Raw genomic sequence first — 26055 nt, 5'->3', positions numbered from 1 at the left:
AAAGCCCGACTCGAAAGAGCCGGGCTTTTTTACGTTTTCAGGAAAGCTACCAAGTAGCGCAGTGTCAATCAATACACGTAGCGTGGGTTGAGTAATTGATACCCACGGATAAAAGAACGCAACGACCCGCCCAGAGCCCAGTGAGTCCTTTTTAAATAATATTAAACACATTGTGTATGAAAGTAGGTCATCCTACTGCGTAGCGCACCATGGCTCCAAATACAAGAAAGCCCGACTCCAAAGAGTCGGGCTTTTTTACATCTGAAAGAAAGCTAAATAGTAAGCGAGTTAGCGAGGGTAAAGCGAGCGAGTAGCACTGCGTGAACCTGACCACCGTAGCGTGAGTTGAGTATTACGAAACCCACGGATAGAAGAACACCATGACCACCTCAGAGCCCTGTGTATTACTTTGAAAATTTTGATTCATTTGACCGAGTCTATCCTGGTAGTTCTACAAACACATAAATTGCCCTCAACTGTTATCAACTATCATGTTAGAATTTTATTTTACTAACACAGACAAGACAGAGAGTGAGAGCGATATTGGTTAATTCTGATTACCAACAAGTGTTAAATGAAATTACAGCTGAGGTACAGCCATTACTTTCTCAAGGGAAGGTGGCTGATTATATTCCTGCTTTAGCTGAAGTTAAAGCCAATCAATTCTCAATGGCTATTCACACTACTGATGGTGAAACGTTCTGTGCTGGTGATTGTTCAGAGCGGTTTACGATACAGTCGGTATCAAAAGTAATGACCCTCACACTTGCTTTACAGCGTTACGGTGACGAGCTGTGGCAAAGGGTTGGTAAAGAACCTTCTGGTACAGCATTTAATTCTTTAACGCAGCTAGAGTTTGAAAAGGGCCTTCCTCGAAACCCATTCATAAATGCCGGTGCAATTGTTACATGCGATGCACTTTATAGTCGCCTTTCAGCCCCAATGCATTCTATGCTTGAAACTTTTCGTTTGTTATCTGGTAATCCAGCGATAGTGATTGATAAAAAAGTAGCTAACTCAGAATACGATTTTAGACACCGTAATGCCGCTATGGCACACCTGATGAAATCATTTGATAATTTTGACAACGAGGTTGATGATGTTTTGTGGGCTTATTTTAATTTCTGCGCAATCGAGCTTAATTGTGTCGAACTTGCAAAGGCTTATAACTTCTTAGCAAATAAAGGGGTTGATAATACAACAGGTAAAGTCGTTCTTACTAACCGTCAAAGCAAACAGTTAAATTCATTACTATTTACTAGTGGTTTATATGATGCAGCAGGTGATTTCGGCTATCGCGTTGGTATGCCTGGTAAGTCAGGAGTGTCAGGGACTATACTTGCAGTTTTGCCTAATAAGTTTACTGTGGCAGTTTGGTCGCCAGGCTTAAATTCGTTTGGTAATTCAGTAGCGGGGATAGCAGCTCTGGAGCTGCTATCAGAAAAACTAGATATCTCTATTTTTTAAAACTAGCTTCACAAGTTTACTGTTCCCAGTAAACTTGTTCTAAGCAGTCTTCTCGCTCTGGCAAACCACGTGATAAACGAGGGGAGTGCTGAACCAATACTTCATAACTTGCTCGATTAGCATATTTACTAATTTGCGCCAAAGATGAATAGGTCATTGCTGGTTGTTGATGTTTAGCTGAGTTACCTACATTGAGCTTGTGGTAAACATTAGCGGATAAATCATGTAGCACCGCCGCCAGAGCGCAGTCACCCGCACCGTTGGTGTTTTTAATGCTATCAGGTCCACCCATAAACGGTGCAGTGTGGCTGTAAGCTCGAATAGGGTTTTCACAATCAGCTTTACGCATTGCACGTGAAAACTCGTAACGATTAAAGTCTGCTATGGCACCAGGTAAAAGAGGGTATTCTGTTTCTCTTTTAAATTTTTCATCAACGTGGCCGGCCATAAATAGGCCTTTTTCTCCTGCTGTACATATTACTAAATCAACCCAATCAAGGGCTTTATCAGCAGCTAGCAGTGGATCTTCAAATCCTGTGATCGCAAAGCCTTCTTCTTCATTCATGGCAAGAATATCAACATGCTCTGCTACAAAGTTAGCCCACCAAGCTGGATCTTGTTCGATCAAAAACTTAGTTCCAAGTGTAAGTACAACCGGTACGCCCGCATCATTTGCATATTTAACTGCTTGCATAGTTGCTTCAGTCATCGTTTCATTACCTTGTGTACGCATTAGGTAAGCGCTGATAACAAGAGCCGACGAGTTTTCAATAAGCGATTTATCAATAGATTCCGGGCGCAAGTGATTCATTAACCCTGCGCTTATCGCAAACGTTCGTTCACCTGTGTCATCAATTAACGTAAAGCATCGACCAATAGGACCATCAACTGGTTGCAAGTAATCAAGGTCAACACGGCTTGAGGTATTACATAAAAAGCGATAGGCGTAGCTACCTATTTTTATGTTTTCACTCATCACACCTAACAGTACTGAGCGGTCGTCCGCTAATACTGAGTAATTGTGCATTGTGTTACCAATTGTACCACCGGCAAATTCATAATCGACCATGTCGTTTAGTTTAAGACGATCGTATAGTGCGTTAGTTATATCACTATCAATAACTTGCGACATTCCTCGGCGCAGGTGAAATTCGTTAAGGAAAGCTTGATCAACTTTTGCTTCGATATCAACGACAATTTGGTCTATTCCAGTGATATAGCTGCGCTGCAGTCTATCACTGGCGTTTAGTTGATTCGTTAGTGGATCTTTGGCTTCCACCGGAAAATAATGTTTATGCCTGCGGCGTCCAGGAAATTTCATTCGCTACCCGTGTGTTGTGAGCTAAATAAAAAAAGCGGGAGATTATAGCGCAAATCGCAGTCACTGAGCCATGGCAAAGCACCTTTAATTTGTTTTATTTTTGTCACTAATCGACATGTTTAGCACTTTTTTACTCTAAGTAGGTATAATAAAACAATAATTAGCGAAAGGTTGAGAAAGATGAGTACCTTACATAGTGACCAATATTGGATGGGGGTTGCGTTAGAATACGCAAAACAGGCTGAAAAGTTGAACGAGATCCCTGTTGGGGCCATTATTGTAAAAGATAATCAGCTTGTTGCTGCGGGTTATAATCGTTCGATAACTGACAATGATCCATCAGCTCATGCAGAGATGATTGCTATTCGTGAAGCTGGTCAAAAGCTCCAAAATTACCGCTTAATTGATTGCACCCTTTATGTAACGTTAGAGCCTTGTTCTATGTGTGCAGGTTTGTTAGTACACAGTCGCATCAAACGTGTTGTATTTGGAGCGACTGACTTAAAAACAGGATCGGCAGGATCTATTATGAATCTACTGCAAGAGCCAAGATTAAATCACCAAGTTGATATCACTTCAGGAATACTTGCACAACAATGTGGGCAGACGATTTCTGACTTTTTCAAGCGGCGTCGAGAAGAAATTAAGGCTGAAAAGCAAGCCAAGAAAAATTTAAACCTTAACTGTTTGGACTAGATGCGTCATTCAACTCAGACATTACTTGCATTGCAAACATACGACGGCGCCATATTGTTTTTTTATGGATATTGCGTAGCATTATTCTACGGCGTGTTGCAGTTGAAAAGATAACATTGCGCTTAAATGCGTGGGTACGCCGACGTTTTAGCATGGTTTCTCCTAAGTGTGAGAGTGAGAAGTAATTAATTTACCTCACATTAGTGATCATTTAATGACAAGTAAACATATATTTTAATCAAACAGGTTGCTCATCAACGTTGTAAAATTATTATCTTATTGGGTACTGTTCTCTGTTATAGGTTTAGAGGGAGTGTTTGGTTCACTTTTTGGCACAGATTTTTCCATCGCATTATTTTCATCTAACCAAACGAGTGCATCATAGTAACGACGAATGTTATCTACGTATTTAACTGCTACGTCACCTCTTGAGTAGCCGTATTTTGTTTTTCTGTAGTAGCGCTTTTTAATTAACAGCGGTAAACGTTTTTTTACATCAGCCCATTTGTCTGCACTAGCACCTTGTTGTTGAGTAATAATACGGGCGTCATTAACATGTCCCCAGCCAATATTATATGAAGCTAATGCAAGCCACGTACGGTCGGGCTGTGGAATACGCTCAGGAATACGCTTTACTAATTTAGCTAGGTATTCCGCTCCCCCTTTTATATTTTGTTCTGGTTCTAGCCGATTTGTTACGCCAACTTGCTTTGCTGTTGCCCGAGTTAGCATCATGATTCCACGCACCCCAGTTGGAGATTTTGCTCTAGGGTTCCACATTGACTCTTGGTAACTTAAAGCAGCCAGTAAACGCCAATCTAAACTGCCAGCGTATTGTTCAAACCAAGGTTGGTATTTAGGCAAGGTTTCTTTTATTGCTTCAATATAGGCAAGGGTGTTTACATAATTGAATTGACGAACATGACCAAAATACTTTTCTTCGAGCACATAAAGTTGGTTATTTTGTTTTACTTCGCCGAAAAAAGGCACCATAAGCGCATACAAAGAGTCGTCATTGTCTTTTAGCATAAGCCAAGCTATTGGGTCGTTGCGAGTAACAGAAAAGCCAATACTTAAATTTGGGTGGTAGCGACGAAACAACGATAAAGTATGAGAATCGGCAAGTGTATAATCAATCTCACCATCAATCACAGCCTGTAATAGCTCTTCTTCATCTAGGTCTTCAGTTTCATTCCAGTTTAAGTTGGGGTGGGTTTGTTTGACTTGTTGAAGAGCGAGAGAGTGACTACTTTTAGCCAATACAGTTAAGTTTCCTGTTAGATCATCAAAATCGCGAGGGCGCACTCTACCTTGTTTATAAACTAATTTTTGGCTAATGGTTCGATACGTTGGGCCAAAGCGGTAATTTTGAGAGCGTACTTTATCATAAGTTAAACCAGAAGCTATTATATCTAAATCGCCGCTATCTAAGCGGGAAAACATATCTGTTAGGCTAAAAAATGGCACCATTTCTAGCTCAACTCCAAGGTGATCGGCAAACTCTTGTGCCAATTCATACTCAAACCCTTGTTCGCCCTGAACAGCTTGGTAGTAATTACTCGCACCGGCTAAAGTGCCTACTCGAATTTTGTTTTGCGTTTTTATTTGGCTTAGCTGTGACTGTTGCTGCTGCATATCGCAGGCACATAAAAATATGATTAACGTAATGATTGTTATTAACTTTTGTTTAATCATAGTGTGCCCCTTTGATGCCCTATAACTCTTATACCAAAACTTTAACATCGCGTCACTTGTCGATTAGTTTAAGGAAAGGTTTTATTTGTTCGGATAATACAATTAGCTGCTACATTTAAACAATTTTAATTCCGCCCAAATCCTGTATTTCCGACTGACTTGAGTATATAATATGCGCCTAAAATATCGTTCAATCCCTAACCCCGGATGAAAATACCTATGTTGATCCTTCGTGGTGCACCAGCACTTTCCGATTTTAGAGTCCAGAAAATTTTAGCCCGTTGCCAACAGTCGCAACTTCCAGTCAACAACGTGTACGCCGAGTATGCTCACTTTGCTGATTTAACAGCAGAGCTTTCAAGTGATGAGCAAACTAAGCTTGAGAAGTTACTTACCTACGGCCCAACGATCGCAGAACATACACCAGCAGGTACTTTGGTGTTAGTAACGCCGCGCCCTGGTACTATCTCGCCATGGGCTTCAAAAGCAACGGATATTGCGCATAACTGTGGTTTGACGCAAGTTCACCGTGTAGAGCGTGGTATTGCTTATTACGTAGAAGGTGATTTGAACGCTGAGCAAGTTAGTCAAGTTGCAGCACTGCTGCACGACCGTATGACTGAAGCAACGCACAGCTCGCTTGATGCTGCTGAACAGTTATTCCGCACAGATTCACCAAGTGAAATGTCATCAGTTGACATTTTAGGCGGTGGTCGCGAAGCACTTGCCAGTGCAAACGTTGAGCAAGGTTTTGCATTAGCAGATGACGAGATTGACTACTTAGTAGAAAACTTCCAAAAGTTAGGGCGTAACCCGAACGACATCGAATTATTTATGTTTGCACAAGCAAACTCAGAGCATTGTCGTCATAAAATATTTAATGCTGATTGGACAATTGATGGCATAGAACAGCCTAAATCATTGTTCAAGATGATCAAAAACACCTACGAGAAAAACCCTGAAAATGTGTTATCAGCTTATAAAGATAACGCAGCAGTAATGACGGGTTCTAAAGCTGGTCGCTTCTTCCCCAATGCTGAAGGCGAATACGCTTATCATCAAGAAAATATTGAAATCTTGATGAAGGTTGAAACCCATAACCACCCTACAGCGATTGCGCCATTCTCTGGTGCAGCAACAGGTTCTGGCGGTGAAATTCGTGATGAAGGTGCAACAGGCCGAGGTTCTAAACCTAAAGCTGGCTTAGTTGGTTTTACCGTCTCTAACTTACGTATTCCTGGTTATGAACAACCTTGGGAAACTGATTTTGGTAAGCCTGCTCGTATAGTTAATGCCCTTGATATTATGACAGAAGGCCCACTAGGTGGTGCTGCATTTAATAACGAGTTTGGTCGTCCAAACTTAGTTGGTTATTTCCGTACTTATGAAGAACAAGTCACCAGCCATAATGGTTTGGAAGTACGTGGTTACCACAAGCCAATTATGCTTGCCGGTGGTTTAGGTAATATTCGTACTGATCACGTGCAAAAAGGGGATATCCCAGTTGGTGCTAAGCTAATCGCTTTAGGTGGCCCTGCGATGAACATTGGTTTAGGTGGCGGCGCCGCTTCATCAATGGCATCTGGTCAATCTAACGAAGATTTAGACTTTGCTTCAGTACAACGTGAAAACCCTGAAATGGAACGTCGTTGCCAAGAAGTTATCGATAAATGTTGGCAGCTAGGTGATGCTAACCCAATTGCATTTATCCACGATGTGGGTGCTGGCGGTTTATCAAATGCATTCCCTGAACTTGTTAATGATGGTGGCCGTGGTGGTAAGTTCCAACTACGCGATATTCCAAATGATGAGCCAGGCATGGCACCACACGAAATTTGGTGTAATGAATCACAAGAGCGTTATGTGCTTGCAGTAGCTGTAGAAGATTTTGACCGTTTTGAAGCGATTTGTAAGCGTGAACGTGCACAGTACGCTGTAATTGGTGAAGCGACAGAAGAGCGCCACTTAACGGTTGCTGATAGTCACTTTGACAACAATCCAGTTGATTTACCACTTGATGTGTTATTAGGTAAAGCGCCTAAAATGCACCGTGAAGCGAATACGCAAAAAGCTGTGAGCGAAGCGCTTGATACGAGCAAAATTGACGTAGCTGAAGCGGCAACTCGTTTATTACGTTTGCCTACGATTGCAGAAAAAACCTTTTTAATCACCATCGGCGACCGCTCGGTAACAGGCCTTGTTGCCCGCGACCAAATGGTTGGCCCTTGGCAGGTGCCAGTTGCTAACTGTGCCGTTACAGCAGCAACTTATGATACTTACCACGGTGAAGCAATGTCGCTTGGTGAGCGTACACCTGCGGCACTTCTTAACTATGGCGCATCAGCACGCTTAGCTGTGGCTGAGTCATTAACTAATATTGCGTGTGCCAATATTGGTGGCCTTGAGAATATTAAGTTATCTGCAAACTGGATGGCCGCAGCGGGTCACCCAGGTGAAGATGCGGGCCTGTATGAAGCCGTTAAAGCAGTAGGTGAAGAGCTTTGCCCTGCGCTAGGCTTAACGATTCCAGTGGGTAAAGACTCAATGTCGATGAAAACTCAGTGGGATGAAAATGGCGAGCAGAAATCAGTTACTGCGCCGTTGTCTTTGATCATCACTGCATTTGGTCGTGTTGACGATGTACGTAAAACTGTGACTCCACAATTACGTACTGACAAAGGTGAAACATCACTTATTTTAGTTGACTTAGGTGCTGGCAAAAACCGCATAGGCGCATCAAGCTTAGCGCAAGTTTATAAGCAGCTTGGTGATGTAACTCCGGATGTTGACAGCCCTGAGTTATTAAAAGGCTTCTACAATGCAATGCAGGCGCTTGTCGCTGATAATAAGCTACTTGCTTATCATGACCGTTCAGACGGTGGTTTATTTACTACAGTAGCTGAAATGGCGTTTGCAGGTCACACGGGTGTAACTGTTGACCTTGATGGTTTAACAGGTTCAGATATCGAAGCACTTTACAACGAAGAGCTTGGTGCTGTTATACAGGTTGCTAATAGCGATTTAGCCGCTGTGAATGCGGTATTTGCTGAGCACGGTATTGCTGCTATTAGCCATGAAATTGGTACACTTAATAACGATGATGCTGTGGTATTTAACCGTGCAGGTAATGCTGTACTGAATAATACACGCACTGAACTTCGTACAATTTGGGCCGAAACAACGTATCAAATGCAAGCGCGTCGTGATAACCCAGACTGTGCTAAGCAAGAATTTGATGCTAAGTTTGATGCGAAAGATCCTGGTCTGAACGTTAAACTCAACTTTGACTTAAACGAAGATGTAGCTGCACCTTACATTGCTACAGGCGCTAAGCCTAAAATGGCTATTTTGCGTGAGCAAGGTGTTAACTCGCATCTAGAAATGGCTGCGGCGTTTAACCGTGCAGGATTTGCTGCGGTTGATGTACATATGAGCGATATTCTTGAAGGGCGCTTAAGTCTAGAAGAATTTAAAGGCTTAGTAGCATGTGGTGGCTTCTCTTACGGTGATGTATTAGGCGCGGGTGAAGGTTGGGCTAAGTCAATCTTGTTTAATGATATGGCACGTGACCAATTCCAAAGCTTCTTTGAGCGTCAAGATTCATTTAGTTTAGGTGTGTGTAATGGTTGTCAGATGTTATCAACATTAAAAGAGTTGATCCCTGGCACTGAGCACTGGCCACGTTTTGTGACCAATAAATCAGAGCGCTTTGAAGCACGCTTTAGCTTAGTAGAAGTACAAGAAAGTCCATCTGTATTCTTCAAAGGCATGGCGGGTTCTCGTATGCCAATCGCGGTTTCTCACGGTGAAGGTCATGCAGAGTTTGCCAATGATGCAGCTGTTAAAGCAGCCGTTGATTCAGGCACTGTGGCGGTTAAGTTTGTTGATAACCATGGTAACCCAACAACACAATACCCTAATAACCCGAATGGTTCGCCTGAAGGTATTACCGGTATTACATCGGCGGATGGGCGTGCAACAGTTATGATGCCACACCCTGAGCGTGTATTCCGCGCAGTTGCTAACTCTTGGCACCCAGATGAGTGGAAAGAGGATAGCCCATGGATGCGTATGTTCCGTAACGCACGTAAAAATGTAGGTTAAGCTGCATTTATACACACTAGATTCAGAATCTAGTTGTAAAATAAAAGGCTGCATTGTGCAGCCTTTTTTGTCTACACTGTTCAAGGTTCAAGGTTCAAGGTTCAAGGTTCAAATTAAGGATAGTATGATCAAACGTATCACATGGGGACTCGTGTTTTTATTGCTGAGTGTTTTAACACTTGGCTATGTATTTCGTATGCCTATCACGCAATGGGCTATAGCCCCGTCTTTGAGCCAATCTGGCGTTGAATTACATTGTTTAGATTGGTCACTAAATTCTAATTTTAGCTTAGGCGTAAACCGATTATGCTTGACTTATCAAGGTCATCAAATTGAGCTTGGCAGCATCGTAGCTGATACCAAAAAAATAACCGTTGGCCGCGCTAACCTGCGCTTAAATGATAGCGAGAGTGACACATCAAGTAATAATTCCTTCAAAAGGTTGGCACTTAATTTACCCAAAGGGCGGCCGAAAATTGAGATCAAAAGGCTACTAATTACTCACCCACAACTTCATGATGAACTGGCGGTTAGCATTGCTGAAGAAAAGCTAAATACGTTTGTGGTTTCAGGTGATGTTACAGGTGAGGTAGCAGTCAACAATCATAAAGTTATTGGTCGTTTTGACTTAGCTGATGGATTACTAACAAAGATAAAGCCGATACCGGTGCTTACACTAAACAGTGAGCATGAGTTCACCTTTGATGGGTTATCCGTTGCTGTAAAATCAAATATAGATGCTGAGATTACTCAGCAGTTTAGTCAATGCCCTTTGACGGTTGATGTTTTAGGTGATGTGAATGCTCACTATCATTTTAACGATAAAAAAGCATCGTTAAATGCGCAGCAATTAACGAGCTGGGTAACGTTTGATAGTGGCTGTTTAGCGCTTATAAATAATCAACCACAGCGTGACTTTATAGCAAGGCAGCTGCCTTTAAAGTGGCAACTGATGCTGAGCGATACGCTAGAGTTTAAAAATGAACAACTCGTTATGCCATCAATGCTATTAAATGCTAAAAATAGTGAAACGAAGTTCAGTCTTACAAACTTAGCAATCAATGTTCAGCAGCCATTAGAACAAGCCAAAGGCGATATTAAGGTGTTGTTTAGCAGTGAAGATATTGAGCATATAGAAATAAACGCAGCTTTGAATAACTTGGCTATGAATGGCGATTACCAATTGCGCGTCGATGAGCTCCCTGGTTTTTTACCCGCATCAGCTAAAAAGGTAGCAAGCACAGGCCAATTTAAAATAGCGAATGTTTTACAACTGCAACAAAATGCGAAAATAACCAGCGAGGTTGCTTTTGCTGAGATTAAGTTTGATAAATTAACGGCAAAGGATTACAAGGCGCAGTTTACGACTGCACTTGATAATAAACAAAATATCAACGCAAGCTTGGATAGTCATTTGCGTTCAGTGACTTATGATCAATACCAAGTGCTTGGTGTAAAGAATCAATTATCAGCATCATCTAGTTTGACTGTTGGTGAATTGTTTGTCGATTTAAACAGTGAAACTAAACTAGCTCAATTTAACAGTGATTTTTTAAACCTAAGTAATATTCGTATAAGTTCAAAGGGCTTGCAAAGCAGAGCGTTGCAAGCCTCACATCATGTATTTATTGATGGTATTGAATTAGTAGCCAGTCACCATGTATCTGCTGTGGAGCATCCATTTGAGATAACGATAGCAGAGCAAGCCGTGACTAAACTCAACCCTGTTTTACAGCAATTTGAGCCATTAGCCACGCTGACCGACGGTAGCTTTAATGGCGTTGTTCGCGGAGATGTTAATTTACAGCAGGCTGACTTTACATTGCAAGTAGAGCAGCTAAGTGGCTTATACAACGATTATTTAGCGAAGCATTTTAGCAGCCGCCTAATGGGGACTTATGATTCAGGTCAGCTTAATGTGGCTCCCACTACATTTGAACTAAAAGAGTTACGTGCGGGTGCTGTTGTGAGTAACATGGCAGGTAATTTCAGTGTTGATAATTCTGTTGCACGCGCTTACCAGTTAACCGGTGATGTACTGGGTGGTAGCTTCGCTTTGGATAGCTACAAAGAGATTAAAGAGGCTCAGCAGTCTCTGGTCACATTTGAAAATATTGATGCCAGTAAATTAATTACCTTAAATGATAAGTCAGGCATTACATTAACGGGTCGAGTGAATGGACGTTTGCCTGTTTACTTTGATCAACAAGGTATTTCGGTAAAGTCCGGTGAGTTATCAAACCATGGGACTGGTAAGTTAATTATTGCTGACAATGCTGCTTTTGATGCGGTTAAAGCTCAGCAACAAGAGTTGGGCCCGATTTTAAGTCTGCTGGAAGATTTAGACATCCAGAGTTTAAAAAGCAGTGTTGATTTAAACCCTGATGGTTGGCTTTATTTAGGTGTAAACTTAAAGGGGTACAATGAAGAACAGGCACAGCGAGTTAACTTTAATTACAACCATGAAGAAAATGTTTTTACACTCTTAAGAGCATTGCGCTTAAGTGATGAAATTACTCAAAAAGTTGAACAAGAGTATTCAACAAAAGGAACTAAAAATGACTAAATGGCTGGTAATACTTACAGCACTGGGGTTGCTTAGTGCATGTACGCATCGCGTTGAAGTGGCAGCGAAAGAGCCTATCACCATTAATTTAAATGTGAAGGTTGATCATGAAATTCGTGTAAAAGTTGATAAAGAGCTAGATGATCTATTTGGCGATGACAGTGAGTTATTCTAAGGAGCAATTATGAGTTTATTAAAAAATAAAAAGTTAAATGTGCTTACACTTTTAAGTGCCGTTTTCTTGTCATTTTCTGCCTGGGCAATTACGTTAGATAGCGCTAAAAACCAAGGGCTTGTAGGTGAAGATAGCTCGGGTTATTTAGGTTTGGTCGTACAAAATGCAGAGGCGAAAGCGGTTGTTGATGAAATTAACGCAAAGCGTAAAGCACAGTATTTAAAACTTGCGAAAAAGAACAACTTATCACTTGCTCAAGTAGAAGCATTGGCAGCAGCGAAAACGATTGAAAAAACCCAAACAGGGCACTTCGTTGAAATTAATGGTGAGTGGGTCAAAAAGTAACCATAGGTTGATAACGAAGAAAGCCGAAAGTTTATACTTTCGGCTTTTTGCAATTGGCCAATAAGGCTTGCCAAAAGTCGATGCCTTTACGGCGTGCTAAATTAATATTGTGTTCAGGGATTGACTCTGGCTCATTATATTCATCTAACGCTGCGCTCATGCTTGCTTCACGTATTAAATGCAACGTGGGGAAAGGGGCTCGGTTGGTATAATTAGCGGCATCGTTTTCATCGCTATCAGCGAATACATAATCAGGATGAAAGTTCGCTATTTGGTACTTCCCTTCAAACCCCTGTGCTACGAGTAAAGCATTGGCTAAATCTACTAAATCTAAAAACTCTTCAAAATCACTAAAGCCTTGTTCAAACATGATAAGTGTTGTTTCACGCTCAGCTAAGGAATTAAGTTGATTACACTGTTCAAGCATTTCCATTACCGCATCATCGATGCTAACACTTTGGCTGGTATAATAATGAATGCAGTTATTCTCGACTTCTTTACGAGCAAACGGGCAGAAGTTGTATTTGACGATAACATTTGAGACCCACTGACGGGTTTGTAATTCAGCTAATGTGACGGTTTGATTGTTCATGATTTAATATACTGATTAATTATGGTGAGTGTGTTTGCAATAGCGCCTTGGTTGCTCATTAGGCATTTATTAGCTTGTATACCGAGTGCTTTAGTTAATTCAGGCTGTTTTGCATATAAGCAAAGTTGCTTGTAAAGCTCGTCGCTAGTTTTCACTTGCATGCAACCGCCAAGCGCTACTAGCTCCGGGTACACATGGTTAAAATTATAGGTGTGCGGACCGGATACTACCCCTACAGAAAATGCGGCTGCTTCGAGCGGGTTATGGCCACCACGTTCAATTAAACTACCCCCGATATAACTCACATTAGCCATGCCATAAAGGCATTGTAATTCACCTAGGGTATCCGCTAATAACACTTGCTCATTAGCATAATCATTCTCGCTTCTGCGACTAAATGTAAGGGCTGAATCAGTGAGTAGGTTGGCAACTTTATTAAATTGTTCAGGGTGGCGTGGGGCGATAACAAGCAATGCATCAGGGAATTGCTTAAGTAAATCTGAGTGAACCTGTAAAATAAGTTCATGTTCAACGGGATGTGTTGAGCCTGCAACCCAGATAAAGCGATGCTGATTATAAAGTGACTTTAATTCAGACACTTGTTCAATTTGCTCAATGTTTGGTTGAATATCAAATTTAATTGAGCCAGTTACAGCTACTTTATCAGGCGCTAAGCCCAGCTCAATAAAGCGTTGTGCGTCTTCTTGGTTATGGCTTGCAAGGCATGTAATTGAGTTCATTATCACATGGGTTAGTGGCTTTACTTTATTGTAGCCTTGCTGTGATTTTGCTGATAAACGCGCGTTTAAAACAAGCACCGGAATGTGTTTATTTTGGCACTGTGCCATTAAGTTTGGCCAAAGTTCAGTTTCTAATATACACAGTGCTTGCGGTTGAGTCTTTTTTAAAAAACGAGCCGTTGCCGATGGGAAATCAAGCGGCAAGTAAAGTACTTGTACTGAGTCTTTAAAGTTACTTTTTATTTGCTCACGGCCTGTAGGGGTATTACAAGTTATGATAACAGCTAATTCAGGGTGCTGTAATTGTAGTTGCTTTATTAAAGGGGTTGCAGCGAGTACCTCACCCACTGAGGCGCAGTGAATAAGCAAAGGAGAAGTTTTGTTCGCTTTTATAAACCCAAAGCGCTCAGCAAAGTGATGACGGTACGCTGAGTTTTTTTTCCCCCTTATTCCATAAAGGTAAAAAACAATCAGTGGGCTTAATAAATAAAGAGTAAGCGAATAACAAAAGCGTGCCATTTTTAAGCCTCAAATAATAAAAGGTAATAATAACGCTTATACCTAATAAGCTAAATATGAAATTGTTAAAAAGCGTTATTTGAGAGAGTTTTGAGTGTTTAGTTTGCCCTAATTTGGTAATATTTGGCTAACTTATTAGAAAACATGTGATGTTATGGAATTCAGATTTATTAAAGCTGCGGTAGTAGCTTGTTTTTTAGGGGGCACATTTCCAGCAGTTGCTAGCCCCACAGCATATTTACCAATAGGCATGGATGCGCAGCTTGATCACCAACTAGACACATTATTTGCACTTACATCGGGTACACCTATGGCTAAGCCATATCGCCTTACAGAAGTTGAGGCTGCTTTAAGTAAACTGCAAGCTACACAACCGGCTCTAGTCAGTGCAATTCGTGCTAAAATAAAGCCTTACCAAGGCACTGATAACATCACTCGCGTTGGTGTAAAGCTCACAGTGGATGGTGATAAAACAGTAAAGCTTGCTAATCAACGTGGAGTCAGCTCGGATGAATGGGGACAGGGCTTTTTTGAAGGTATTTGGCGTCCGAATGATTACATGTTAATGCAAATCGGTGCAGATTACCGTGCCAAACAAAATAAATTCACCAACTACAATAGTTTTATTAGTTTTGCTGGTGACGCCTTACAGTTAAATATTGGTTACAAAGAGCACTGGTTTTCACCCTTCAAGCAATCAGCACAAATAATATCTACCAATGCGCGCACTTCACCTTCTATTTCGTTAGGTATGGTAGCACCTGCGCAAAACTGGTGGAACTTTGATTTTGAGCTTTATTATTCAGAGCTTGAGCATGTAGAAAAAGCCATTTTATATCAAGGTGAACTACATGATGGCACGCCAAAACTTGCCGGAACACATATTAGTATTGAACCTGTAAACGGTTGGAAAATTGGTTTAAACCGCATGATGCAGTTTGGTGGCGGCCCTCGCGAAGTAAGTGCTGGGGATGTATTTAAAGCGTTTTTTGATCCCGCTGGAAATGATAATGCAGCTATGGTTGAAGGTGGGCGAGATAACGAGCTGGGTGATCAGTATGTAACCATCACAAGTAATATCAATTTTAATTGGGGTATTCCGACAGAGTTTTACTTTGAGTATGGTGGTGAGGATACTAAAAACCATAAAAATTACCAGTTTGGTAATACGGTAGCGAATGTTGGTTTATTTTTGCCTCAATTAACCAAGAAGTTATCATTTAGGTACGAGTACACCAATATGCATAGCCTTTGGTATGTAAATGAAGTGTATCCTGTTTATGGGAATACTAAAGGTGGGTTTAGCACAGGCCATTTTGCTGCGGATCAGCGCTATTTAGATCAGCACTCAGGCGGTTCTGAACGTGTTTATGCTGACGCCCCTCCAACACAAGTTCACTCAGTGGAGTTAGTATATAATGATAATCACAGCTCTTTTTGGCGTGCAAAATTAACCAGCATAGAAAATAAAAGTAATTACTTAAATGAGTTTGGCCAAACAACCGCTAATTATGAACAAGCGATTGAGCTACAAATAAGCAATAACCGAAAATGGCAAGAATACAATATCGAAACCACACTGACGTATGGCGAAGATGTTTTTGGCGATGATTATGCTTGGTTATCCGTTTCACTTTTTTGGTAATAAGTGGCCTTTAGTATTTATATACCGTAACAAATTTGAGAGAAATAAGTATGTCTAACAGTGACTCAGTAGCAGCGAGCTACCTAGAAAGCTTAACCCGTCATCAAGCTTTGTTTGAAACGATGGAAACGTATCACCCACAAGTTATGCAATTGCTTGAGGTGTGCCACAGCGTGTTACAGGCGGGCGGTAAAGTAGTCTGGTTTGGTAATGGCGGTAGCGCCGCCGATGCGCAACACTTAGCAGCTGAATTTGTGGTCCGTTATAAACTTGAGCGCGGTCCGTTAGCGTCTATAGCTTTAACCACTGATACATCAATATTAACCGCGCACAGTAATGACTATCATTTTGACACTGTGTTTGAACGTCAAGTACAAGCACTCTGTAAGCCTGAAGATTTAGTCATTGGCTTAACGACATCAGGAACTAGCGCTAATATTAATTTGGCTCTAGCGGCTGCTAATGAGATTGGTGCGTATACAGTTGCATTTACTGGCCGTGATGGCGGTAAAGTTAAAGATATCGCTAAATTACCCATTATTATCAAAGATGATGAAACAGCACGTATTCAAGAAGCACATATGTTTATTGGTCATTGGTTGTGTGAAGCCATAGATATGGTTGTTGCGGGGCAAGAGTAATGGATTTAGGGCTACTTAAAAATTTATCTAACGCCAAAATACTAGTTGTAGGCGATGTCATGTTGGACCGCTATTGGCATGGTGATTCAGGGCGTATTTCGCCAGAAGCGCCGGTGCCGATTGTTAAGGTGAGTAAGTTTGAAGACAAAGCCGGTGGCGCAGCTAATGTGGCTAAAAATATTGCTCGGCTAGACGGCAAAGTTGGTTTGCTTGGTTTGATAGGCGAAGATGAAAGCGGTCAAATTCTTGAAAGCATTTTAAATGATGAACGTATAGATTCGCAGCTTGTCAGTGTGTGTGATTTACCGACTATTTCTAAAATGCGTGTTATTAGCCGTCACCAACAAGTTGTTCGCTTAGATTTAGAAGAAAAATTTACCGAACAGCACAGCCAATTATTATTAAATCGCTTAGAACTTGTTTTAGAACAGTATGATTTTGTACTTTTTTCAGATTACGATAAAGGCTCTCTAAGCTTAATTCAAAAAATGATTCAACTCGCTAAAGCAGCAGGTAAAACGGTTCTTATTGACCCTAAATCATCAGATTTAAATCAGTATCGTGGTGCTGACTATATCACGCCAAACTTAAATGAGTTTAAGCTCGCTGGTGGACAAACTGATTCAGAGCAAAGTTTAACCGACAGCGCGCGTCAACTAATAAAAGATGCTGGTGTTGCAGCTATGCTACTTACTCGTTCAGAGCAAGGTATGTCATTGATCAGCGCAAATGAGAAATATGATTACTCGGCGCAGCAGCTTGAAGTCAGTGATGTAACTGGCGCTGGCGATACCGTTATAGCAACGCTAGCGGTAATGCTTGGAGCTGGTATGCAGCCTAAAGATGCTGTTGAAGTTGCTAACCTTGCTGCGGGTATTGCTGTTAGTAAGCTTGGTGCGGCAACTGTTTCTCCTGAAGAGTTAAGTCGTAAACTGGGTCAGTACTTACAAAAAAATGGTGAGCATTATCAAACACCATTTGATGATGTATTGCAGCATATAGAGTTTGCAAAACAAAATTGTGAAACCATTGTGTTTACTAATGGCTGTTTTGATATTTTACATGCAGGTCATGTCCGTTATTTGGCGCAAGCAAAAGCACGTGGTGACCGTTTAGTGGTTGGTTTAAATAATGACGAGTCTATCGCGCGTTTGAAAGGCCCAGAAAGACCTATTAACCCACTTGATGAGCGTGCAATGGTGCTGAGTGCATTGGCATCGGTTGATTGGGTTATTCCGTTTGGCAGCATTGATGAAAATGACACGCCAGCAAAATTAATCGAGCAAATTAGCCCTGATATTTTAGTTAAAGGCGGGGATTACACCGTAGAGCAAATTGCGGGTGCTGAACATGTATTACGCCATGGTGGTAAGGTTGAAGTGCTGGAGTTTTTAGATGGTTGCTCAACCTCTAAAGTGATCAGCAAAATTAAATCTTAGGCTTAAGGGATGACTGGTACGCAGTATTTAATTGCTGCCAGTCGCTTTGTTGCCAATGCATTACCTGATTTCGACCAAGCTCTTTATCAAACGAACGTAGTAAGCGCGATATATTCGCCTGCTGCCATTGACCTTTAATTTCTTTTATCTCGCCTCTATCGAAATCGATAATATACACAGCACCGATGCTGTCGAATAATATGTTATTAATATTCAAATCGGCATGATAAACACCTAAGTTATGAAACTGTGCGATGGTGTTGCCAACTTTTGTTAACTCATCAGCTGTTAAGGCACGTTGTTTGAGTACATCAAGTAAGCTTTGTGCTCCCTCTATTGCTTGAGTGATAATATCACCGCGGTAAATTAAACCTTGTTTAGTGACCTTTGCTGTTATGGGCTTTGGTACGTTGAGGCCCATTTCACACAGTGTCATCATTAATGCGAACTCTTGGTAAACGCGGGTCTTTTCAAGGCTAAGGTACACGTATTGATCGCTTAAAACTTTACCCACTAAACCGCCGCGCCAATAGTGCCTGAGCACCGCCGTTAATTCGTTATGACAAAAAAACCATGCCGTCGCTCGGCCTTTTTTACTGCCGACTATCTTTTCTTGTTGTTGCCAATATTCAGCATCAAACCAATTTAAGCTAATTTGAGCGCTGTACTCCGGGTGGCTCAATATGATGTGTTGATTGATTGTTTGTTGATTAAACATGGCTAAGATACTTTATTACAGGCAATAAGGCATCTTAACGTGTTTTAATGCCAAGCATAAGTACTTGCAATAGTGAGTGGTTAATTTAAGATCAAGCTCTAGTTAATAATAAAGTGAACAATGCCTGTGAGCCCGACTGCAAACTATTCAGATATCTGTATTTTACGACTTTCAGCAATTGGTGATGTATGTCATGCAGTTTCTGCGGTACAAGCAATTCAAAAAGCACACCCTAATACTAAAATTACCTGGGTGATGGGCAAAGTTGAAGCAATGCTATTGGCTGATTTACCAGGCGTAGAGCTTGTTGTGTTTGATAAAAAACAGGGCAAGCAAGCATTTGAGGAGTTAAAGCAGCAATTTAAAGGTCGCAAGTTTGATGTGCTCTTACACATGCAAGTTGCTTTACGCGCTAACCTTGTCGCGCGCTGTATTCCGGCAAAGGTAAAGATAGGTTTTGATTGGGCACGCGCGAAAGAACTCCATAGTTTGTTTATTAACAACCGCATCGCAGCAGAGCCACAAGCACATGTGCTAGAAGGATTTAAAGGGTTTGCACAAGCAATAGGTGTACCTGACTACCAACCTAGCTGGGCTATGCCAGTGACAGAACAAGATCAAACCGCAGCTGATGAGTTACTTGGGGCAAAGCGTCTTGCCAGTCCAATTTTTGTGATATCGCCAGCTGCGAGTAAAAAAGAGCGTAATTGGTTACCACAGCGATATGCAGCCCTTGCAGATCATGCACATAGCCAAGGGTTCCAAGTCGTGATCACTGGGGGACCAACAGAGCTTGAAATTGAGCTGAGTGAGCAAATTATTAGCTGCGCTAATGCGCCAATATTAAATTTAGTCGGTAAAACCAAGCTCAAACAATTACTATGTGTGCTTAAGCGTGCTGCATTAGTGCTTGCACCTGATACAGGGCCCGCTCATATGGCGGTTACAGTTGGTACGCCTGTTATTGGTTTGTATGCCCACTCAAATCCAAAACGAACGGGGCCGTACTTGTACCAAAATTATGTGGTTGAGGTTTATCACCAAAACTTATTGCAGCAAACAGGCAAAACCGCTGAGCAAGTGGCTTGGGGTACTCGGGTAAAGGGAAGTGATTTAATGACGCAAATAGTCGTTGAAGATGTAACATTGATGTTTGATCTAGTCGTTAAAAAAGAGCAATTGCTCGCAGCTAAGGTTTGTTAATGTTAAATAAAGCGCTTTTTTTAGACCGTGACGGTGTTGTTAATGTTGATCATGGTTATGTGTATGAACCTGATAAGTTTGAATTTGTCGAAGGCGTATTTTCTGCCTGTAAGGCGTTTGTTGATGCAGGCTATAAATTAATCATTGTGACCAATCAATCAGGAATAGGGCGAGGTTATTACTCTGAGGCTGATTTTCATGCGCTAAGCACCTGGGTCATAGCGCAATTTGCAGAGCATAATATCACCGTTAGTGGAATTTATTTTTGTCCTCATCACCCTAAAAAAGCACTTCTTGAATATTTAAAAGAATGTCAGTGCCGCAAGCCTGCACCTGGGATGTTACTTCAGGGTATTGATGAACATCATATTGATGCTACGCGAAGTATTATGGTGGGCGATAAGCTCAGTGACATGCAAGCGGCAAGTAATGCGAATATTGCAACTAAAATACTTGTGCGCTCAGGTCAATCTTTTGATAGTAGCGCTATAGCAGCGGCAGATCACGTCTGTGACTCTTTAGCTGATTTACCTGCATTACTGTTGTAGCTAAATATAAACTGGCAGCTTAAGTTGTCAGTCTCAATTTATGCGATGAACTACAAACAGTGCATTTAGTTGGCTAAACTTTTACAATAGCCACAATTCGTGATCGGCGATTAAATTTACGCTTGATTACCCGTTCAATTATTTGGAGATTTCAGATGAGAGCATCTGCATTTTTTAGCCAACTTCAGCAACAAATTGATGAAGTAAAAGCCGAAGGTCTGTATAAAAGTGAGCGAGTGATCACCTCGCAACAACAAGCACAAATCCAAGTTGCCTCTGGTGATAAAGTTATTAACTTTTGTGCCAATAACTACTTAGGCTTAGCAAATAGCCCTGAGCTAATTGCAGCCGCACAACGCGGTCTTGATGAGCATGGTTTTGGTGTTGCGTCAGTGCGTTTTATCTGTGGTACTCAAGATATTCACAAAACGCTGGAACAAAAAATTAGTGAGTTTTTAGAAACTGAAGATACAATTTTATATTCATCATGTTTTGATGCGAATGCTGGCTTATTTGAAACTATTTTAGGCCCAGATGATGCCATCATCTCAGACTCTTTAAATCATGCTTCTATCATTGATGGTGTGCGTTTATGTAAAGCAAAACGTTTCCGTTATGCTAACAACGATATGGCCGACCTTGAAAAGCAATTAATCGCAGCAGATGAAGCGGGTGCTAAAACCAAGCTTATCGCGACAGATGGCGTATTCTCAATGGATGGCGTTATTTGTAATTTAGAAGCTGTATGTGATTTAGCGGATAAATATGATGCATTAGTGATGGTTGATGACTCGCACGCAGTGGGTTTTGTTGGTGAAAACGGCAAAGGCACACCAGAATACTGCAACGTGTTAGATCGTGTTGATATAATCACAGGTACTTTAGGTAAAGCGCTTGGTGGTGCATCAGGTGGTTACACTTCGGGTAAAAAAGAAATTGTTGAATGGTTACGTCAACGCTCACGTCCTTATTTATTCTCAAACTCACTTGCGCCGTCAATTGTAACAGCTTCAATTAAAGTGCTTGAAATGCTAGCTGATGGCAGTGAACTGCGTGCTAAGTTGTGGTCAAATGCTAAGTACTTCCGCGAGCAAATGGAAGCAGTAGGCTTTACCTGCGCAGGTAAAGATCACGCGATCATCCCTGTTATGTTAGGGGATGCAAAAGTTGCATCAGCCATGGCTGATAAACTTCTTGCTGAAGGTATTTACGTAACTGGTTTCTCATTCCCTGTTGTGCCAAAAGGTCAGGCTCGTATTCGTACGCAAATCTCAGCTGCACACAGCATTGAACAGCTAGATACGGCAATTTCAGCCTTTACCCGCATCGGTAAAGAAATGGGTGTTATCTAATTAATTATTAAACCGCGGCATGTCCGCGGTTTTTATTGAGTGTGTGATCATGAAAGCATTATCAAAATTAAAAGCAGAACCGGGCATTTGGATGACAGATGCGCCAAAGCCAGAAGTAGGCCATAACGATTTATTAATCAAAATTCGTAAAACGGCCATTTGTGGCACCGACGTACACATTTATAAATGGGATGAGTGGGCACAAAATACGATTCCTACGCCGATGGTTGTGGGCCACGAATATGTTGGTGAAGTGGTCGATATGGGCCAAGAAGTACGCGGCTTCAATGTAGGGGATCGTGTTTCAGGTGAGGGCCATATTACTTGTGGTCATTGTCGTAACTGTCGTGCAGGACGCGTACATTTATGCCGTAACACAACAGGTGTTGGTGTGAACAGAGAAGGCTCATTTGCTGAGTACTTAGTGATCCCTGCATTTAATGCGTTTAAAATTCCAGATAATATCAGCGACGAGCTGGCATCAATTTTCGACCCGTTTGGTAATGCCGTTCATACTGCTTTGTCGTTTGATTTAGTGGGTGAAGACGTACTTATAACTGGTGCAGGTCCTATTGGTATCATGGCGGCTGCCGTTGCTAAGCACGTAGGTGCTCGCCACGTAGTCATCACTGATGTAAATGAGTACCGCTTAGACTTAGCTCGCAAAATGGGGGCTACTCGCGCCGTAAATGTCGCCAATGAAAAACTTGAAGATGTAATGAATGACCTTGGTATGACAGAAGGGTTTGATATTGGTCTTGAAATGTCAGGCGTGCCATCGGCATTTAACGCCATGCTAAATAACATGAACCATGGTGGTAAAATTGCCATGCTCGGTATTCCACCGTCAGATATGGCGGTTGATTGGAACCAAGTTATTTTTAAAGGCTTAGTGATCAAAGGTATTTACGGTCGCGAAATGTTTGAAACCTGGTATAAAATGGCCAGCCTTATTCAATCAGGCTTAGACCTAAAGCCAATCATTACTCATCAGTATTCAGTTGATGACTTCCAAGCAGGCTTTGATATGATGATTTCAGGCCAATCAGGTAAAGTTATCCTCAATTGGGATTAACTTACTCTCATTTTAGTTAGTTTAAATAAAGGTGGCGATTAAAGCCGCCTTTTTTATTGATTTATTTAATTTTTAAGAGGCAGCAATGGCATTTAAACATATTTCAATCGGCCAAACTCAAGAGTTACTTAATAAAGAAGACGTGGTGATTGCAGATATTCGTGATCCTAATTCATATCAAGCAGGCCACATTCCCGGATCTGAGCATTTATCGAATACTAATATTGGCGAATTTATGATGAACAAAGAATTTGATCAGCCAATCATTATTGTTTGTTATCACGGTATGAGTTCGCAAGGTGCTGCTAACTACTTATCAGAGCAAGGGTTTGAGGATGTGTATAGCATGGATGGCGGCTTTACACAGTGGGAAGTACAGTTACCGGAGCTAGTTGAAAAATGATAGAGCTTGGCAGTATTAATAATCCACGCGCAGCGCAAGGTTTTATCGACTACATTAAAAGCCAAGGGCTTAGAGGTGAATTACGCTCAAGTGATGGCCAAAATGTGATTATTTGTATTGCTCCTGAGCACTTTCATCAGGCTAAACCTTTATGGCAAGCGTTTGTTGAAAACCCTAACCATGCACGTTATCAAGATGCATCGTGGCAAGTTGGCAACACGCAATCTCCTCTGAGTTACCAAGGTCAGTCACTTAATTTAAAAGAACGCTTTAAAGCACTCAGCTGGCTTAACCAAACTATCACCTTATTATGTGTAGGAATTTATGTTGCCTTCTTACTCGGTGGTTTTGAGTCTATTTATGGGGTATTACAATTTAACCCTAATCAACCGCTCACGTGGTTGACGCCTGCTATTGTGCACTTTAGCGCGATTCATTTAATTTTCAATATTATCTGGTGGATATCACTGGGCGATGGTATTGAAAAGCTTGCAGGCAAAAGTACGTTAATAGGTTTATTTTTAGTGACCGCTTTGTTTAGTAATTGGGCTGAGTTTTTAATGGTAGGCCCTAACTTTGGTGGTTTGAGTGGCGTAGTTTATGGTTTATTAGGATATAGTTGGATATATAGTGCCCTTAATCCGCAGCAACCTGCACTTGTAAATAATGCGATCATTGGCTTTATGCTTATTTGGCTTATTTTGGGTTTTGCTGAAATGTTGCCTGTAGGTATGGCTAATTGGGCTCACTTAGGTGGCTTACTCAGCGGTATGGCTTATGCCTTTACCTCATTATTTTTTAAAACGAAAAAAACTAATGATAAAGGTATTTAGTAAATAACACTTCACGAATAATCTCTTGCCCTGTTTCTTGTTTGAGCAGGGTTTTTAATCTTTGCGCGCAGCGTTTACGAATTTCTTCACGGCCTGTTAGTGATTTAATATTTTCTTCAGGCTCTTTCGATAAAATTTCAATAATCGCATCACGTAGCAATGGCGTGTGGTGTTCTACAACAGCAATATTCGCCATATCACTGAGCATTAAATCTACAGTCAAACGAACGTAGCCTAGCTTTTTATTATTCTGAGCAATGTAATTGGCAATGATATCAGGCTCAAAACCAAAGTAACCGACGTTTGACTCTGCACGGCTAGTAAAGCTTGTTAGTAAACCAAATAACATTGTTGAGAGTAAAATGCTTGTGTAGAGCGTTTTTTTCATATTAAGTAAAGTAATTCATATTCCTGCCATGGTTAACAGTTTATACGTAATACCAATTAATATACAGGCTGAAGAGGCTATTATATTCATTAATCATCACTTTTTCATAACAGCCGCGAGTGGTATCATTTACTCGGTTGTTATTAAGTAGAGTTATCGTGATTACATTCCCTCTTCCATTGAACGCTAATTGGCAGCATGGTGCCACTGTTACGCCACTTACTCATCATGAGAAAGATTGGTTGCTTGAGCCTAATTCATTAACGGCTAAATTAAAACATCACGGCTGTAACTTTCATGTGCAAGTGCTCAGTGAAAAAGTATTTAAGTTAAATGTTAAGCAACAATCGTTACTCGATGGTCAGTTTAAAGAGGGCATAAACCGCGAAGTAATACTTTGGTGTAATTCTCAGCCAATGGTCTATGCACAAAGCTGGTTGCCAGTAACCAAGAGTATGCAACAGCAGCAATTACTTGAACTGGGCGATAAACCGTTAGGTGATGTCATTTTTCAAAACCCTGATTTAAGACGAACTGAAATTGAAGTCGCCTGCTTTGATGAGCATCACCCAGTACAACAATTGATAGAGCAACCTACAGATGAGGGACGATCATTGTGGGGGCGTCGGAGTGTCTTTTCTCTAGCGCAAAGCCGCTTTTTGGTTTGTGAAATATTTTTACCTAAGGCCTTTATATACCAATGAAACTTGCTTCATTAAAAATTGCACATATACCCTATTATAAGCAGTTAATGCGAACAGATAAGCCAATTGGAACGTTACTGCTTCTTTGGCCAACTTATTGGGCTCTTTGGCTTGCAAGTCAAGGCGTTCCTAGCTTAGTAAATTTTGTTGTTTTTACGTTAGGTGTGTTCGTAATGCGCAGCGCAGGGTGTGTGATCAATGACTTTGCTGATCGTAAAATAGATGGCTCAGTGAAGCGTACAGCTCAGCGACCACTAGCAGCTGGACTTGTGAGTAGTGGGGAAGCATTAAGCTTATTTTTATTGTTGATTACCATTGCTTTTGGGCTTGTATTATTATTAAGTTGGCAAACTATTTTGCTTTCGGTAGGTGCGCTTGTATTAGCGTTTAGTTACCCATTTATGAAGCGCTTTACCCATTTACCGCAAGTGGTCTTGGGGGCTGCGTTTAGTTGGGCAATACCCATGGCATATATGGCCTGTAGTGGCTATGTCCCAGTTGCAGCATGGTTACTGTTTTTCGCTAATGTGATTTGGACAGTTGCTTACGATACAATGTATGCAATGGTTGATAGAGATGATGATTTGAAAATAGGGGTTAAATCAACAGCTATTTTGTTTGGCTCTGCAGATAGGGTGATTATATTTCTTCTAAATTGCTGCTTTATAGGGTTACTTGTTGCTGTTGGTATTATTTACCAACTAAATCATTTCTACTGGCTTGGATTGAGTGTTGCGTCTGGTTTTTTATTTTACCAGCAATGGTTAATCCATAAGCGTCAAAGAGAGCGGTGCTTTAAAGCATTTTTAAATAACCATTATGTCGGTTTAGTAATATTTATTGGGTTAGTAACATCTTTAACACTTAGCACTTAAAATAATTAATA

The 26055-nt window shown here is 41.1% G+C and carries 24 protein-coding genes; 17 read left to right on the top strand and 7 right to left on the bottom strand.

Annotated elements, in window-relative coordinates; genetic code table 11:
• The first annotated feature begins 543 nt into the window (after positions 1–543).
• Entirely contained in the window at positions 544–1467 is a 924-nt protein-coding gene (gene glsB, locus ACHUE3_RS11330) for a glutaminase B (protein ID WP_394192522.1), read from the top strand.
• 16 nt (positions 1468–1483) lie between these two features.
• Here the strand turns inward: glsB and ACHUE3_RS11325 are convergent, their stop codons facing one another.
• Positions 1484–2788, bottom strand: a complete 1305-nt coding sequence (locus ACHUE3_RS11325; protein WP_394192521.1) for an inosine/guanosine kinase — start codon at positions 2786–2788, stop codon at positions 1484–1486.
• Positions 2789–2968: 180 nt separating this feature from the next.
• Between ACHUE3_RS11325 and tadA the strand changes: the two genes are divergently transcribed.
• Positions 2969–3484, top strand: coding sequence for a tRNA adenosine(34) deaminase TadA (tadA, locus tag ACHUE3_RS11320; protein WP_394192520.1), 516 nt, complete (start codon positions 2969–2971; stop codon positions 3482–3484).
• On the opposite strand, the gene ACHUE3_RS11315 is transcribed toward tadA, so the two are convergent.
• Together ACHUE3_RS11315 and mltF are read right to left on the bottom strand one after the other, a co-directional pair.
• Complete coding sequence (locus tag ACHUE3_RS11315; protein WP_394192519.1) at positions 3468–3638, bottom strand: hypothetical protein; 171 nt, start codon at positions 3636–3638, stop codon at positions 3468–3470. The genes tadA and ACHUE3_RS11315 overlap by 17 nt on opposite strands.
• A gap of 122 nt (positions 3639–3760) precedes the next feature.
• Positions 3761–5179: a membrane-bound lytic murein transglycosylase MltF gene (gene mltF, locus ACHUE3_RS11310; protein WP_394192518.1), complete on the bottom strand. Its 1419-nt coding sequence runs from the start codon at positions 5177–5179 to the stop codon at positions 3761–3763.
• Positions 5180–5398: 219 nt separating this feature from the next.
• Here mltF and purL point away from each other — a divergent pair, with 219 nt between their 5' ends.
• The 4 genes from purL (at position 5399) to ACHUE3_RS11290 (ending at position 12369) form a co-directional block, all read left to right on the top strand.
• The gene (gene purL / locus ACHUE3_RS11305; protein WP_394192517.1) at positions 5399–9283 is read left to right on the top strand and encodes a phosphoribosylformylglycinamidine synthase; all 3885 of its coding nucleotides are present in this window, start codon (positions 5399–5401) and stop codon (positions 9281–9283) included.
• Between the two features lie 124 nt (positions 9284–9407).
• Positions 9408–11849 carry an intermembrane phospholipid transport YdbH family protein gene (locus tag ACHUE3_RS11300; RefSeq protein WP_394192516.1) on the top strand — a complete coding sequence of 814 codons (2442 nt, stop codon included), beginning with the start codon at positions 9408–9410 and terminating at the stop codon, positions 11847–11849.
• Entirely contained in the window at positions 11842–12024 is a 183-nt protein-coding gene (locus ACHUE3_RS11295) for a YnbE family lipoprotein (protein ID WP_087533459.1), read from the top strand. The genes ACHUE3_RS11300 and ACHUE3_RS11295 overlap by 8 nt, the downstream gene beginning before the upstream one ends.
• A 9-nt stretch (positions 12025–12033) precedes the next feature.
• The gene (locus tag ACHUE3_RS11290) at positions 12034–12369 is read left to right on the top strand and encodes a YdbL family probable chaperone protein (RefSeq protein WP_394192515.1); all 336 of its coding nucleotides are present in this window, start codon (positions 12034–12036) and stop codon (positions 12367–12369) included.
• A gap of 31 nt (positions 12370–12400) precedes the next feature.
• On the opposite strand, the gene ACHUE3_RS11285 is transcribed toward ACHUE3_RS11290, so the two are convergent.
• On the bottom strand, positions 12401–12961 hold the full coding sequence (locus ACHUE3_RS11285) for a DUF1415 domain-containing protein (protein WP_394192514.1): 561 nt from the start codon (positions 12959–12961) through the stop codon (positions 12401–12403).
• On the bottom strand, positions 12958–14220 hold the full coding sequence (gene waaA, locus ACHUE3_RS11280) for a lipid IV(A) 3-deoxy-D-manno-octulosonic acid transferase (RefSeq protein WP_394192513.1): 1263 nt from the start codon (positions 14218–14220) through the stop codon (positions 12958–12960). Before waaA ends, ACHUE3_RS11285 begins: the two co-directional genes overlap by 4 nt.
• A 154-nt stretch (positions 14221–14374) precedes the next feature.
• Here waaA and ACHUE3_RS11275 point away from each other — a divergent pair, with 154 nt between their 5' ends.
• From ACHUE3_RS11275 to hldE, 3 genes are read left to right on the top strand one after another with little or no spacing between them, the layout of a single operon-like run.
• The gene (locus ACHUE3_RS11275) at positions 14375–15865 is read left to right on the top strand and encodes a capsule assembly Wzi family protein (protein ID WP_394192512.1); all 1491 of its coding nucleotides are present in this window, start codon (positions 14375–14377) and stop codon (positions 15863–15865) included.
• A gap of 50 nt (positions 15866–15915) precedes the next feature.
• Positions 15916–16506 carry an SIS domain-containing protein gene (locus ACHUE3_RS11270; RefSeq protein ID WP_394192510.1) on the top strand — a complete coding sequence of 197 codons (591 nt, stop codon included), beginning with the start codon at positions 15916–15918 and terminating at the stop codon, positions 16504–16506.
• Entirely contained in the window at positions 16506–17945 is a 1440-nt protein-coding gene (hldE, locus tag ACHUE3_RS11265; protein ID WP_394192509.1) for a bifunctional D-glycero-beta-D-manno-heptose-7-phosphate kinase/D-glycero-beta-D-manno-heptose 1-phosphate adenylyltransferase HldE, read from the top strand. The genes ACHUE3_RS11270 and hldE overlap by 1 nt, the downstream gene beginning before the upstream one ends.
• On the opposite strand, the gene ACHUE3_RS11260 is transcribed toward hldE, so the two are convergent.
• A complete protein-coding gene (locus ACHUE3_RS11260) occupies positions 17935–18663 on the bottom strand; it encodes a 3-deoxy-D-manno-octulosonic acid kinase (protein WP_394192508.1) in 729 nt (242 codons plus the stop codon). The two genes, hldE and ACHUE3_RS11260, sit on opposite strands and share 11 nt — an antisense overlap.
• 120 nt (positions 18664–18783) lie before the next feature.
• Between ACHUE3_RS11260 and ACHUE3_RS11255 the strand changes: the two genes are divergently transcribed.
• The 6 genes from ACHUE3_RS11255 (at position 18784) to glpG (ending at position 24077) form a co-directional block, all read left to right on the top strand.
• Complete coding sequence (locus ACHUE3_RS11255; protein WP_394192507.1) at positions 18784–19866, top strand: glycosyltransferase family 9 protein; 1083 nt, start codon at positions 18784–18786, stop codon at positions 19864–19866.
• The gene (gene gmhB, locus ACHUE3_RS11250) at positions 19866–20414 is read left to right on the top strand and encodes a D-glycero-beta-D-manno-heptose 1,7-bisphosphate 7-phosphatase (RefSeq protein ID WP_394192506.1); all 549 of its coding nucleotides are present in this window, start codon (positions 19866–19868) and stop codon (positions 20412–20414) included. The genes ACHUE3_RS11255 and gmhB overlap by 1 nt, the downstream gene beginning before the upstream one ends.
• Positions 20415–20569: 155 nt before the next feature.
• Complete coding sequence (locus ACHUE3_RS11245) at positions 20570–21766, top strand: glycine C-acetyltransferase (protein ID WP_394192505.1); 1197 nt, start codon at positions 20570–20572, stop codon at positions 21764–21766.
• A 49-nt stretch (positions 21767–21815) separates the two neighbouring features.
• Positions 21816–22841 carry an L-threonine 3-dehydrogenase gene (gene tdh, locus ACHUE3_RS11240; RefSeq protein ID WP_394192504.1) on the top strand — a complete coding sequence of 342 codons (1026 nt, stop codon included), beginning with the start codon at positions 21816–21818 and terminating at the stop codon, positions 22839–22841.
• 85 nt (positions 22842–22926) lie between these two features.
• The gene (glpE, locus tag ACHUE3_RS11235) at positions 22927–23244 is read left to right on the top strand and encodes a thiosulfate sulfurtransferase GlpE (RefSeq protein ID WP_394192503.1); all 318 of its coding nucleotides are present in this window, start codon (positions 22927–22929) and stop codon (positions 23242–23244) included.
• Positions 23241–24077, top strand: a complete 837-nt coding sequence (gene glpG, locus ACHUE3_RS11230) for a rhomboid family intramembrane serine protease GlpG (protein ID WP_394192502.1) — start codon at positions 23241–23243, stop codon at positions 24075–24077. Before glpE ends, glpG begins: the two co-directional genes overlap by 4 nt.
• Here the strand turns inward: glpG and ACHUE3_RS11225 are convergent.
• A complete protein-coding gene (locus ACHUE3_RS11225) occupies positions 24058–24465 on the bottom strand; it encodes a flagellar basal body-associated protein FliL (protein WP_394192501.1) in 408 nt (135 codons plus the stop codon). The genes glpG and ACHUE3_RS11225 overlap by 20 nt on opposite strands.
• A 158-nt stretch (positions 24466–24623) precedes the next feature.
• Between ACHUE3_RS11225 and ACHUE3_RS11220 the strand changes: the two genes are divergently transcribed.
• Both ACHUE3_RS11220 and ubiA read left to right on the top strand, forming a co-directional pair.
• Positions 24624–25169, top strand: a complete 546-nt coding sequence (locus tag ACHUE3_RS11220) for a chorismate--pyruvate lyase family protein (protein ID WP_394192500.1) — start codon at positions 24624–24626, stop codon at positions 25167–25169.
• Positions 25166–26044, top strand: a complete 879-nt coding sequence (ubiA, locus tag ACHUE3_RS11215) for a 4-hydroxybenzoate octaprenyltransferase (RefSeq protein ID WP_394192499.1) — start codon at positions 25166–25168, stop codon at positions 26042–26044. Before ACHUE3_RS11220 ends, ubiA begins: the two co-directional genes overlap by 4 nt.
• The last annotated feature ends 11 nt before the right edge of the window (positions 26045–26055 follow it).

Source organism: Pseudoalteromonas atlantica, assembly GCF_043641955.1.
GTDB classification, from domain to species: Bacteria; Pseudomonadota; Gammaproteobacteria; order Enterobacterales; family Alteromonadaceae; genus Pseudoalteromonas; species Pseudoalteromonas atlantica_A.
Note: the sequence above shows the minus strand (reverse complement) of the source record. Positions and strands in the feature narration are given on the sequence as shown.